This is a genomic window from Rhizobium sp. WW_1 (assembly GCF_003610155.1).
GTDB lineage: Bacteria > Pseudomonadota > Alphaproteobacteria > Rhizobiales > Rhizobiaceae > Rhizobium > Rhizobium tropici_A.
In genome coordinates this window covers 253,415-266,111 of record NZ_RAIN01000009.1, presented here as the reverse complement: position 1 = coordinate 266,111, position 12,697 = coordinate 253,415, and the positions used below count along the sequence as shown (strand labels likewise).

Below are 12,697 nucleotides of genomic sequence, written 5' to 3'. Positions count from 1 at the left end.
TCTCATCTTCGCTTCCTTTGATAGAGCTACGATGAGCCGAAAATCCTCTCTTCTCAATTAAACCAATTCTGTCTCAAGGGCGCTGATGTCGGACAGTGGTCGACTACTGCTTGGAGACTGGCCTGTTCCCGGAAGGCACGCCGCGGAATCTCGTCGTCCAGCTCCAGCGCAAGGTCATCTACGTTTCGGTCAGCGGCACATCGACCCTGACATCGCTTTTGGAAGACATCCTCCGTGCATTTGGTGACCCCAAACCGCAGCGAGGGACGCAGGGCCACAAGAAAGAACGTATATTGAACTACATCTGGGAATTCGGCACCGAACTTCTCATCTTCGACGAAATGAATCACCTGAAGATCGGGGCCAAGTCTGGTTCGATACATATGGAAGCCACCAGGGTTCACAACACCTTGAAGGATTTCCTCCTCGGCGGCTGCCCTGTGGTGTTCGTTGGAACCGGCGAAGCGGAGGGGAAGGTATTCAGCGACCTCCAGATCAGGGCCAGATGCAAAGAAAGGCTTTTCATCGGACCGCTGACCTGGAAAAATAAGGCGCATCAATCGGCCTATAAGGAGTTCTGCGCGCTGCTAGGCCTGGAACTGAAAAGTCTCGGCCTCTTTCCAGTCCGCAGCAACTTCCTCACACGAGCCATACCGAGGTGCCTTTTCTTCGCATCGGGCGGCTACTTTGGCCATACAACGAACATCGTCGCACTGGCGGCCCGATACGCGCTCGAAGAGGGCGCCGATAACGTTGGTTGGGAGCACCTCAAGGCCGCGTCGGCCGAGTACACCATTTTCAATGGCCTGGCTAAATACAATCCATTCGAACGGGAAGAGCGAGAGCAGGAGCAACTGAAGGCAGCTTCTACGGAGATGCTCGATGCGTAGTGCACAGGCGGACCAGGGCTTGGTCGAACACCTTGAAGGTCGGGCGCGCAACATTGGGCGCGTTCTCGCGATATCTTCGTGCCCTAACCCGAAGGAGGGCATCAAAGAAGTCGCGTTCAGGGCCGCCTCGACGAACGGGTTCCAATCTACGGGCTTGGTCGTGGAGCTCGCCCGATCGAGGTCGTTCCGCAGCTTACAAGGCGTCCATGAGGGGTTCGCCGAAGATCTGGACCGCCTCGTCGACGTGCTCGGCATCCGCAAGGATACCGAGCACGTCAAGCAACTACTTGCGCAAAAGGGAATGGCTGGAAAGGACTGGGTGCAACTTCTCGGCATCGACATTCGGCGCGGTCACCTTGCAAAGGAGCGGCGCGTCGCACCGCGAACTCTGCGGTTGAATGATTGTCAGAACTCTCTGTGGGCACTCCGGCCGTTCAGTTTCGATTTGTCGACAAAGGAAGCGCTTCTTGATCATTGCCCCGTATGTACGCGGAAGCTTGGGTGGCTGCGTACGTTCGGCCCTTCGTTCTGCGACAAATGCCCAAACAATGCAAATCCCAGCAAGGGCGGCGTCGACCTCCGTGATTTTCCCCAGCCGGACGTCGATATCGAGGACGAGGAGGCGATCCAGTTCGTAGCGGAGCTCTTGGATTTGAGTATAGGGCAAAGAGGTTGCCTCCATCCTGATCTGTCGAACAGCCGTCCAGGAGCCATTTTCCAACTCATCGTCGAGATCGCCGGCCGGTTGGAAGAAAGGCCATCAGGCTGGGGTCGCGCCCTGAGACCTCGTTCGATCGAGCAGGGGGCGCGTGCCCTACTCAACTGGCCTGAGGGCTACCACGCACTCAAGAACGACGTCGCCGCAGCTTGGACTGGGCGCAAATCGGCGCTTGACGGACTACATCTCGTTACGAGACTTCCTGCAGAGATACGTGGCGTGATCAAGTCGCAAGACGAGGAATTCAAACGACGACGCGCGGCGCGCAGGGTTCGCCTGGCCCAGCCATGTGCGCCCGACGAACCAGTGAGACTGCGCTGGTCCATTCGTCACTCGGGGCGCGCGTTCGAACGACTGATTAATTCCGTCGACGCTGTCTCCCAGATCGAAGCCATCGTGACGCTGCTGCGACACGACAGACAGGCACGGCTGATTGCCGCCGACCTTGGATTGCCGCTTCCTAATCTTATCGACCTATACGGCGCCGGCATGCTGCCGGAAATGGATGCCCTGATGAAAGGAGCATGGGCGCCGCCCTGCCGGGCTTTCGACGTCTCGCTTTTCGCCGTCGCACGTCGAGCTGCTGCGGACACTCTCGATCACGGTCGTCAGCTTGATCTTTTTTCCGCTGCGTCGGCGTTCGGACATCTAAACGGTAGCGGATGGGTTGCTGTGCTGAACGCGATCTTTGATTGCGATCTGGAAGTTACGCTAGGCCCTTCAAGAGTTCCTCTCGTAAGGAGGATGCGAACCAACGATTTTGAAGGCCTGCGCAAAATTATGTCGAGCTTCTCCGATCGATCGCCTTCGGATCTAATCCCAATGACACGACAGGAGATGTCAGTGGCGATCGGGAAATCGATGGCAACGACCAATAGCTTAGTCCATGCCGGAATGTTGGCGAGAAACGCCTCCGGAGCCGACGTCGCCGAATTCAAGAAGCGATGGATGCTCCCGTCAGATGCGGAAGTCTTCTTGTCGTTGAGTATCTGTTCGGAGCGGCGCAACGTCCGTGCGTTGCTTGCCGATGAAGGAGTACCAAGCCTTTTGGCAGGCAATCTCAAGCTCTGGTCGCGGCCAGCCGTGATCGCGTTGTTCCCAAATCCGTTCATCAAATAATCTTAAGAAGCAAGGAAGACGCCCCCTCGGGAGCTCAAGCACTCCACGTACTTCCCGACGGTGCTATCGCCTCGATCAACGTCGACAGTATCGACAGTACACGCCGCCATCGCTCTGACCGGTGGAGGAAGACGCGATTCCTTTCCATTCAAACTATCGCGCAGCGTCGTTAACTCAGGAGCAACAATTGCACGTAAACAATACCATAATCGTGCCCAACCCACGGGGCGAGTTCTTCGGTCACCCCGTTGAGCCGTCGGTTTCGGTCGCATTACGAAGAAGCCAGTTGCTAGGGCGGCGCATGCCCATATCGGTCACACCGCAATCGGATGAGGGGCTTCCAGAGATATTTTTTCGGGCCATGAGCCGTAACGGATATCAGTCGGCCTCCAAGTTTTGGCAAATCGTGGGGTGTGACCCAAAGCGAATATTCGAGCCACGAAACTTCGTTGACCTAACGATCGATGATAGAAGCTTGAGCGACTTTCTTGGAACGCCTAATGGGCCAGGCGATATCAGACCGCTTCGCTATGTGAACGGCGGAAAGGGCGTCGTGTCTTTTTTTGGTGCTCCCCTCAAAGTCGGACGTCTCGCCGGCCATAGAAGGGTTTCACCTACCTTCCTCGCTGGACATGGTTACATGAGGGCCATCTGGTCAGTGCTACCTATCGGGTTCGATCCCACGAATTTCGAGCACCTGCTAGACCGCTGTCCGGTATGCAATGTCCAACTGAAGTTTTCGCGGACCATGGGACTTTACTCGTGCCAAACATGCGCAGACGGCTCGGAGAGCAGTCGCGGCATAACGGATTTGCGTGATTATCCTCAGCCCGTGGTGGAGCTCGACACTTACGAGAATCTGCAGTTGTGCTGTTCGCTGATCGAGCCAGGGCTCTCGCCAGATCGGTCGCTACCGGAATCGATCCATCCAGAGCTTCGGTCATTTGATCGCGGCCAGATCTTCGAACTGATCGTTTTGATGGCGTTTTTGCTAGACAGAGCGAGCGGCGCGCCTCGAAAGTCAGCATGCTCACCTTTCGCACTTGATAAGTCCACGGCGGCGGTTCGCACTTGGCCCCGAGGGTTGTTCGAGCTCAATGACGAGGTAGCGAGCATGACGAAACCCCTGCGGAGAAGGCGCGATTTCAGAAGTCCTATTTTTGAAGCTGTGCAGGCGAACTATTTTCTGTTTGGAAGTGATTTCGTCCAAATGTTGCGCAATCAAATTCGATCGGGCACTGCCCCACGCGACCTCACCAAAGAGAAGGCTCTCAATGGATATCATCACGTTCTCCCAGACAGACGAACCTGGAAATCAGGCGGTTTCGATACCCAGATTGCGGAGGAAAGGCTTGTGTACGCTGCCACCCTTGCCGCTAGTTCTCGGTCAGTGCTTCAAGAGCATAAGTCTACTGGGTTGCCGCTTATCGAGCTTGTCCAGTTGTATGAAAGTGGACTCGCGTTGTGTCCAGACCATAGTTTGAGGAGATTGTTTCAAGGCAATAACGACGTAGACTTGGCGACAATGATTGGACGCGTAGCGGACAAATTCGAAGGCGGCGGTATCTCGGTGTACAACCTTGCCATCGCTGAAAGGAGCGGAGGCATTTATTGGTCAGGTGTGTTGCGTCATGTAGCTACCGGTAGACTGCCGGTAGCCGTCGTGCCAGGTAGCGGCCCGTTGGTACGAAGGCTCAGGGTTCAGAACGCGATGCTGGTGACCCAACTTTTTGATCGGGGTGAGGCAACGGATGCTTTTGACAAAGTCGCACTTCTGAATGGTGAGGCCGCTTTCTACATCGGCGTAGGACGCGAAATATCGGCGTTGTTGAGTAGCGGGCTTCTCCTTCCAGGCGAACTGACGTTCTCCGCGGTACGACAGTTCCGGAAGCAATACGTGTCTGGTGCGGAAATAACTAGATGCTTGGCGCTTTTGAACTTTCCCGAAAGATCGAGTGCCTCAATTTTCAAGCAGTTGAGGCAAGAGGGGATACTGTCGGTCCATTCCCAGCCCAAAATCATGCATCGAGCTGCGTTCAATGAATTTCTGGCAAAGAGCGGTTGCCACTATCCAGCTTCGTGTCAAACTTCTGATGGCGATAAGGTGGGCGACGCGCCAGAGAATCGACTTTTTTGAATTCGATCAAATGAAGTCAATACCTTAGGAGAGTCGCTTTCGATTGGTTTCGACACAGGGTCCGATCCGGCGGAAGGCCGCGCGCATTGACGTCATCGATCAGATGAGCGGGAAAGCGAGTGGCGATCTCGTCGAGCGTGTGCTGCGCGGTCCTCTGAATTTTACGAACGCGCAAGAGGGTGAAAAGGCGAGAGGTCTCGTCCAATGCCGTGCCAGCCATGGTTCTTTGCTCCTTTAAGGCTGTCTGCGTGAATTTCCATTGCATCTAATATGGTGCTTCATTGACATTCAGACAAATGAAATGATATGGTGCTTAAGATCAGAAAAATTGAAAGGTAACCGATATGACCGTACCGTTCCGCCGGCCCATACCGTTGCTTGACAATGAAGTTCTGCGTACCTTCGTCGCGATCGCCGAAACGGGGAATTTCTCGACTGCGGCCGATGCTGTCTTTCGCACGCCGTCAGCCGTTTCGATGCAGATCAAGAAGCTGGAAGAGCAGCTCGGCGTCACGCTTTTCCTGCGCGACGCGCGCTCGGTTAGCCTGACGCAGCACGGCGAGATGCTGCTTTCCTATGCCCGCAACATTCTGGCGCTTTCCAACGAGGCGGTATCGCGCTTCATCATGCCCGAGCTTAGCGGCGTGGTGCGTCTCGGCGCCCCCGACGATATCGGCGAGCGACTGCTGCCGAGTATCTTGAAGAGCTTTTCCGAAAGCTACCCCGGTATTATGGTCGATGTAACAGTCGATATGAGCATCCAGCTTAAAAAGCGCATCGAGGAGCAGCGGCTGGATCTGGCGCTGATCAATTGCGCAACGCGGCCTTTCCCGACGGAAGGCGAGGTGATCTATACGGAGCGCCTCGTCTGGGCCGGCGCCAAGTGCGGCACCGCCTATCGCCGCGATCCGCTGCCGATCTCCATCTGGGAAGAGGGCTGTATCTGGCGGTCGGAAGCGATGGCGCAGCTGGAGCGGCAGAAGCGCGCCTATCGCGTTTCCTATCTCAGCGCGCATACGATGGCACAGCGCGCGGCGATCGTTTCCGACCTTGCCGTCGCGCCGTTCCCGCGCTCCTACATCACCGACGATATGGAGATCCTCGGACCGAATGAAGGGTTGCCGGAACTGACGTCGTTCGACATTCGTTTGCTGACGGCCTCGCAGATGACCGGGCCTATGAAGGCGGTGGCCGACAGCATTCGCCAGGCTTTCGTCGAAATCGGGCGCAAGATGGCCGCGTGACACGCGGCCAGTTGTTTTCTACTCGCGGCTGCGGCGACGTCTGCGGCCGCCGGCTTCTCCGCCATCATCCGACGCTTGCTTGCGCTCCGGCAAGGTTATGACCTTGCTGAGTTCGGGGAAGCTGTCCACCTTGTTCGGCAGAGCCATGGCGTAGACGAAATGCTCCTGAAACTTTGATTCAAGCGCTGTTTCTATCTTCTCGATTTTCCTGACTGTTTCCTCGATCTCGCGACGGTAGCCGCGGTTGAGCAGCGCCATGCGCGCGCCGGTGCCCGCGGCATTGCCGACGGCCTTGACCTTGTCGAGATTGCAGTCGGGTATCAGGCCCAGCACCATCGCATATTTCGGATCGATGAAGGTGCCGAAGGCGCCTGCAAGGCCGATGCGGTCGACATGCCCGATTCCCTGCTTGTCCATCAGCAGCTTGACACCGGCATAAAGTGCCGCCTTGGCGAGCTGGATGGCGCGGATGTCGTTCTGGGTGACCGTGATACGCGGTTCGCCGTCGCGCAGCAGGTAGGAGAAGGTACGGCCGTTCTGCAGGATGCGCGGCGAGCGCGCCGCCATCGAGCCGTCGACGACGCCGTCTTCCGAGATGATGCCGGTCAGGAACATTTCGGCGACGACCTCGATAATGGCCGAGCCGCAGATGCCTGTTACGCCGACCTTGGCTGCGGCTTCTTCGAAACCTGGCTCATCCGACCACGGCTCGATGCCGATGACGCGGTAGCGCGGTTCCAGCGTTATCGGATCGATGCGCACGCGCTCGATGGCGCCGGGTGCCGCGCGCTGGCCACTCGAAATCTCGGCGCCTTCGAAAGCGGGGCCGGTCGGGGAGGAGGCAGCAACGACGCGATGGCGGTTGCCGAGCACGATTTCGGCATTGGTGCCGATATCGACCAGCAACATCATCTCATCCTGGCGATGCGGCCCCTCGGCGAGCGTGGCGGCGGCGGCATCGGCGCCGACGTGGCCAGCGATGCAGGGCAGCATGTAGATGCGGGTGCCTGTATTCATCGGCAAGCCGATCTCGGCCGATTTCAAATGCACAGCACCGGAGACGGCAAGTGCGAAAGGAGCGCCGCCAAGCTCGGTCGGGTCGATGCCGAGAAAGAGATGATGCATGATCGGATTGCCAACGAAGACGGCGTTCAGAATATCCTCGCGCGACACGCCGCCATCGGTGCAGACCTTGTCGATCAATCCGTTCAAGGCTTCGCGCACCGCGTTGGTCATGGCCTCGCGGCCGTCCGGGTTCATCATCACGTAGGAAACGCGGCTCATCAAATCCTCGCCGAAGCGGATCTGTGGGTTGGAGGCGCCGGCCGATGCGACGGTTCGGCCCGAGAGCAGCGACGACAAGTGCATGGCGATCGTCGTCGAGCCGATATCGCAGGCGATGCCGTAGGCCTCGTTCTTCAGGCCGGGATAGAGCGCGATGAGGCGCGGGCGCTCGCTGTCCTGATCGCGATGGATGGCGGCGGTTACCTTCCATTCGCCCTTGCGTAGGATCGACTGCACATGCGGAATGAGATGAAAATCAACTTCGAGATTGTCGTATTTCCAGTCTGCCGCAATCGCCGCCTTCAAGCGGTCGAGATCGCCAAGCGGCTTGTGCATGTCGGGCTCCTCGACCTCGACATAACACATATGCACTGCTGGATCGCGGGCGATGACACGCTCGTCGGCCGCCTTTCGCACCACCTGCGCATTGATGACGGTATCCTGAGGCACGTCGATGACGAGATCGCCCTGGATCAAGGCGGAACAGGAGAGGCGGCGTCCCTCGGGCAGGTCGCGCACCTCGGCGTAGCGCCGCTCCTTCGGCCCGATCGGCGAAAGATGGTCGTTGGCCGAGACGATCTTATGCTTGGCGAAATTGCCCTCCTGCACCGAAACCTGGCAGCGTCCGCAGGTCGCCCGACCACCGCAGACGCTTTCGACATAGACGCCGAGCTGCCGCGCAGCCTCGAGTACGGGCGTTCCTACCGGAAAATGGCCGCGCTTGCCGGAAGGCATGAAGAGGACGAGGGGTTTTGCGCTGTCGCTGGCTTCGGCCACGGATCAGCCTTTCTATTTGCTAAGGCGCCGCACGTTCGAGCGAACGCGCTTGCTGTATGGTTTGACGGCCGCGTGGGCGATCGAATTCGCCGCCCGTTGGGTCGAGGTCTTGCGCCCGGTCGCGATTGCGGTCATCGCCGCGATATTCTGCTCAGCCATCGCCATGTTCGCAGCGATGACGCTTTCACCCGCCGCCGCCATCTTTTCGGTGATCATGCGGTTGAATTCGGCCGTGTTGACGCGCCCGCCGGTCAGGGCCGTCATCCACATTTGCGAGAGGCGCATTCCCATTACCATGGGTGCCTCGATCCACAAGGTGGCGAGATCTTCGGAAAGGCGGCGGCTCGGATAGGTCATCGCTATTCCCTCGCAGCTCCCGCGCCGGCACGCGCCGCGCGGCCACCACGTCGGCCGCCACCGGCGGCGGGAGCAGCCGTCGCCGGTGCGGCAACCGCGCCTTCTGCCGGCTTGTGATCACGATAGGTCATGATCCAGTTGGTGCAATTGGCATCGGTGCCGTTCAGCACATTGGCGGCGCGCACGGCTTCCATTTCCTGCGGGCGGCAGGGGTTCATGATCGCCGAGGTCATGCCGGCGCCGATAACCATCGGGATAAAGCCGGCATTGATGCCGTGGCGATGCGGCAGGCCGAAGGAGATGTTGGAAAGGCCGCAGGTCGTATTGACCTTCAATTCGTTGCGCAGGCGGTGCAGGAGCGCAAAAACCTGACGGCCGGCATCGCCGAGCGCCCCGATCGGCATGACCAGCGGATCGACGACGATGTCATGCGGCTTGATGCCGTGATCCATGGCGCGCTCGACGATCTTCTTCGCAACGGCGAAGCGGACGTCCGGGTCCATGGAAATGCCGGTCTCATCGTTCGAGATGGCGACAACGGGCACGTCGTATTTCTTGACCAGCGGCAGGATGGCTTCGAGCTTTTCCTCTTCGCCCGTCACCGAATTGACCAGCGGCCGGCCCTTGGCGACCTTGAGGGCTGCTTCAATGGCAGCCGTGACCGAACTGTCGATCGAGAGCGGTACGTCGACCAGGCCCTGCACGATCTCGAGCGTCTGCACGAGAAGGCCCGGCTCGGTCTCATTCGGGTTGACGGAGGTTACGCCCGCGTTGACGTCGAGCATGGTTGCGCCGGCGGCCACCTGTTCCAGCGCGTCCTTGATGACCGTCTCGAAATTGCCTTCGATCATCTCGGCGGCCAGCTTCTTGCGGCCCGTCGGATTGATGCGTTCGCCGATCACGCAGAAAGGCTGGTCGAAGCCAATTATGATCTCGCGCGTGGCGGAGGCAACGATGGTACGCGTCATGTCAGGTCCTCTGGTCCGTTGGCCCGATAGCTGGTCTATCGTGCGGTGATTTGGGTTACAAGCCGGCCGGCTCCTCCGCCAAGCGGCTGCGATCTTTCGAAATCAATGCGTCTGCTGCGGTGTATGATGGGCTGCAAGCTCCGCCATCGCCTGCTGGTTTTCTTCTCGGCCTTCGCTGATTTGGTGCAGCCTTTCGGCAACCAGTGCATCGGTGCGGCCCGCCTCGCGCTTCCACGGCTGGCGGCCCTTCAGAACGCCGGAATCATGCACCATTTCGGCGACATATTCTTCCTGGCGGTAGGCCATGACGTGAATGCCGGAAACGCCCTCGATCTCCTTCACCTCGTTGATGATGTCGATGCAGAGCTGCTTGCCTTCCTTCTTCTGATCCTGCGCGCCTTCGATGCGCTTGATGACTTCATCGGGAATATGGACGCCCGGCACGTTCGACCGCATCCAGCGGGCGGTTTTTGCCGATGCGAGCGGACCGACGCCGACGAGAATGAAGCATTTTTCGTGCAGGCCGAGGTCGCGCACCTTCTTCATATAGTCGCGGAACATCGGCACGTCGTAGCAATACTGGCTCTGGACGAACTGCGCGCCGGCCTCGATCTTCTTGGCCAGCCGATAGGGTCGAAAATCATAGGGCGGTGCGAAGGGGTTGATCGCGGCGCCCAGGAAGAGTTTCGGCGGCGACGTCAGCTTGCGGCCCGAGAGGAACTTGGCGTTGTCGCGCATGATGCGGACGGTTTCGAGCAGCGACATGCAATCGAGATCGAAGACCGGCTTGGCGCCCGGCTGATCGCCCGCCTGCACGCCGTCACCGGTCAGGCACATGATGTTGCACACGCCCATGGCGGCGGCACCCAGCACGTCGCCCTGAATGGCGATGCGATTTCTGTCGCGACAGGCGATCTGCATGATGGGCGCGTAGCCCATGCGCGTCAGCAGGGCGCAGATCCCAACCGAGGACATATGGCAATTGGCACCCGAGGCATCGACAGCGTTGATGCCGTCCACCCATCCTTCGAAAATCGCGGCACGCTCATAGACATCTTCGGCATTGGCGCTGTCGGGCGGATTCAGCTCGGCCGTGACGGCGAATTCGCCGCGGCGAAGCACACGCTCCAGACGTCCGAGCGAGTAATGGCCGGGCAGGGGATCGAGCGGCAGATGGACGCCAAGTGGGTTTTCATCGATCGGCGCCATCGCTCAGGCTTCCCCCTTCGCCGCTTCGCGGGCCGCTGCCGCTTCCGCCGTGACGCGAAGCCACGAGGACGTCTCGCGCAACGATTGGTTCACCGGTTTCTGTACCTTCAGGATCGCATCTCCCTCGGTCATGTTCCGGGAGCCGTTCCAGGCCTGCACCCAAACGCAGGGCATGTCGGGCTCCACCTCGCAATTGCCGTTGGCGCGAACGCCGCCGCACGGGCCGTTGCGCAGTTGCTTGGGACAGTTCATCGGGCAGGACATGCCTGTCGATGACAGCGCGCACTGGCCGCACATGCGGCAATCGAACAGGAAACCCTTCACATTGCGTTCGATGAAGGTGATCGGGCGCTCCACGCGGTCATAACCGAACGCCTTCCATAGAGGATGAAGCAGGAGAAAGGCGTCGGCGAAGCGACGATAAAACCATTCGAAGAAGCGGGAATGACGCACGGCCCAGAGACGAACCGTATATTTGCGCCGGGCGCGCCGGTTGGGCGAGACGCCGGCCGGCGTAAAGGCGCCACTGGCGGCCTTTGCGCCGGCGGCGGCATTGCCTGGCTTCTGGACGGCCTCAGCCATTGTCGCGGCCTCCCGCCTTCACCAGCGCCACCAGCCGCTCGCGATCGTAAGCCGCCTCAAGTTCGCTTGCCGCCTTGTCGGCCTCCGCTTCGAGATCGTCAGAGACGGGCACCGGCTCCGCCTTGCGCCATTCGGCCAGGTAATCATCCGTTTCGGCAGCGCCCGTGCGCATGGCGCACATGTCGATTGCTTCGGTGAAGCGCAGCGAAAGCTCGCGTTTTGCCGTCTGCCTGCCCTTCTTGATGATCACCTGGGCCGGAATGTCCCGCCAGTAGACGACAATGCGATCCGCCATGCACAAATCTCCTCTTCACGCCAGAATGCACGTCGGCCGATCGTCGGACTGCGCTCGCCACGACGCGGCATATGTCAAAAAACGACGAGCTGGAAAAACCTCGTTCGTCAGCATCTATGATACGCTTTGTCCTATATGCCAGCCTGTTTCGAAGTCTGGTCGAACACCCTTGTCTTGCTCAGCGGGCCTGTCTCGGTAAAGCGAAATCTTTTCCAAAAGCGACGCCGATGTCGTAATCAGACCGCAAGCAATTCGCGGGCGAGATCGCCGTAACCGGTGTATCGATATTCATAGGCCAGGCCGAGGTAGGAGGCAGCTTGCCTTGCCTTTGCCTGCAGTTGGGGATCTTCCTCCTGCGAGAGATAGACCACCTTGCGATAATTGCCGAAATACATGTCGCGCAGCTCCGGATGCCGGTCCAAACCGAGCGGGACGACGACAAAGGATTCGAACTGACGAGCGAGAAAGTCAGTGAGGAAAAACGACGTGATATCATCGTCTCGAGCTGCGAAAGCCTCGTTGCCGGTGAAGAAGGAATAACAGTGCGGGCCGGAAAGACGCTCTATTCCCTCGCGCTCGCAGATCCGGTCGATATCGCCCCCGGTGCCGCAATCGGCATAGCCGATGAAGATCTTATCGAAGCCGCGCGAGCGAGCATCCGCAATCGCCTCTTCCAGGGCCGGAGCGATCTTCTGAGGATAGGAATGATAGATTGCGGGAAGACAGTGAAGATCGATGTAATCGAGCCCGTTTGTTCTGGTGACCGCCAGTATTTCGCGTGCGATTGCGCCGCACGCGATCACATGAACTTTTTGCGTTGTTATGCGTTTACTGCGCGGAGGGTCTTTCTCCGCTCTTCTTTGATCGATATCCACTCAGAGGGGGTTCCCAATCATGACTGCACCGACGCTTACCAAAATTGCTACCGCCTGCGTCGTCCTCATGGTCCTTGCTTCATGTGCCAACACCATTCGCGGCATGGGCAGAGATACCGCCAATGCGGTCAATGCGACCGAGGACGCCGGTCATACCGTCAAGAAGGCTGCCCAATAACCAATGTGGGATGCCTATGTGCCGGCGGCAAGCTGTTGATTGTCGCCGGCCTTTGGTTGTCTGC

At 58.9% G+C, this 12,697-nt stretch carries 12 protein-coding genes; 5 read left to right on the top strand and 7 right to left on the bottom strand.

What is annotated here, in order from left to right:
• The first annotated feature begins 110 nt into the window (after nucleotides 1-110).
• The 4 genes from BJ928_RS25500 (at nucleotide 111) to BJ928_RS25480 (ending at nucleotide 6,108) form a co-directional block, all read left to right on the top strand.
• Entirely contained in the window at nucleotides 111-890 is a 780-nt protein-coding gene (locus BJ928_RS25500) for a TniB family NTP-binding protein (protein ID WP_183079451.1), read from the top strand.
• A complete protein-coding gene (locus BJ928_RS25495; RefSeq protein ID WP_047632860.1) occupies nucleotides 883-2,727 on the top strand; it encodes a hypothetical protein in 1,845 nt (614 codons plus the stop codon). The genes BJ928_RS25500 and BJ928_RS25495 overlap by 8 nt, the downstream gene beginning before the upstream one ends.
• Nucleotides 2,728-3,202: 475 nt before the next feature.
• Entirely contained in the window at nucleotides 3,203-4,864 is a 1,662-nt protein-coding gene (locus BJ928_RS25490; RefSeq protein ID WP_147413938.1) for a hypothetical protein, read from the top strand.
• Nucleotides 4,865-5,208: 344 nt separating this feature from the next.
• On the top strand, nucleotides 5,209-6,108 hold the full coding sequence (locus BJ928_RS25480; RefSeq protein ID WP_047632863.1) for a LysR family transcriptional regulator: 900 nt from the start codon (nucleotides 5,209-5,211) through the stop codon (nucleotides 6,106-6,108).
• Nucleotides 6,109-6,126: 18 nt separating this feature from the next.
• On the opposite strand, the gene BJ928_RS25475 is transcribed toward BJ928_RS25480, so the two are convergent.
• From BJ928_RS25475 to BJ928_RS25445, 7 genes are all read right to left on the bottom strand, one after another.
• Nucleotides 6,127-8,127, bottom strand: a complete 2,001-nt coding sequence (locus BJ928_RS25475; RefSeq protein WP_052227775.1) for an ASKHA domain-containing protein — start codon at nucleotides 8,125-8,127, stop codon at nucleotides 6,127-6,129.
• A 54-nt stretch (nucleotides 8,128-8,181) separates the two neighbouring features.
• Complete coding sequence (locus BJ928_RS25470; RefSeq protein ID WP_047632867.1) at nucleotides 8,182-8,526, bottom strand: hypothetical protein; 345 nt, start codon at nucleotides 8,524-8,526, stop codon at nucleotides 8,182-8,184.
• Between the two features lie 2 nt (nucleotides 8,527-8,528).
• The gene (locus BJ928_RS25465) at nucleotides 8,529-9,494 is read right to left on the bottom strand and encodes a methyltetrahydrofolate cobalamin methyltransferase (protein WP_047632869.1); all 966 of its coding nucleotides are present in this window, start codon (nucleotides 9,492-9,494) and stop codon (nucleotides 8,529-8,531) included.
• Between the two features lie 102 nt (nucleotides 9,495-9,596).
• Nucleotides 9,597-10,703: a methylenetetrahydrofolate reductase gene (locus BJ928_RS25460; RefSeq protein WP_047632870.1), complete on the bottom strand. Its 1,107-nt coding sequence runs from the start codon at nucleotides 10,701-10,703 to the stop codon at nucleotides 9,597-9,599.
• 3 nt (nucleotides 10,704-10,706) lie between these two features.
• Nucleotides 10,707-11,285 carry a methylenetetrahydrofolate reductase C-terminal domain-containing protein gene (locus BJ928_RS25455; RefSeq protein ID WP_047632872.1) on the bottom strand — a complete coding sequence of 193 codons (579 nt, stop codon included), beginning with the start codon at nucleotides 11,283-11,285 and terminating at the stop codon, nucleotides 10,707-10,709.
• A complete protein-coding gene (locus tag BJ928_RS25450; RefSeq protein ID WP_047632874.1) occupies nucleotides 11,278-11,580 on the bottom strand; it encodes a virulence factor in 303 nt (100 codons plus the stop codon). Before BJ928_RS25450 ends, BJ928_RS25455 begins: the two co-directional genes overlap by 8 nt.
• A 236-nt stretch (nucleotides 11,581-11,816) precedes the next feature.
• Entirely contained in the window at nucleotides 11,817-12,455 is a 639-nt protein-coding gene (locus tag BJ928_RS25445; RefSeq protein ID WP_052227767.1) for a DUF1638 domain-containing protein, read from the bottom strand.
• Nucleotides 12,456-12,474: 19 nt separating this feature from the next.
• Between BJ928_RS25445 and BJ928_RS25440 the strand changes: the two genes are divergently transcribed.
• Nucleotides 12,475-12,633: an entericidin A/B family lipoprotein gene (locus BJ928_RS25440; protein WP_047632875.1), complete on the top strand. Its 159-nt coding sequence runs from the start codon at nucleotides 12,475-12,477 to the stop codon at nucleotides 12,631-12,633.
• The last annotated feature ends 64 nt before the right edge of the window (nucleotides 12,634-12,697 follow it).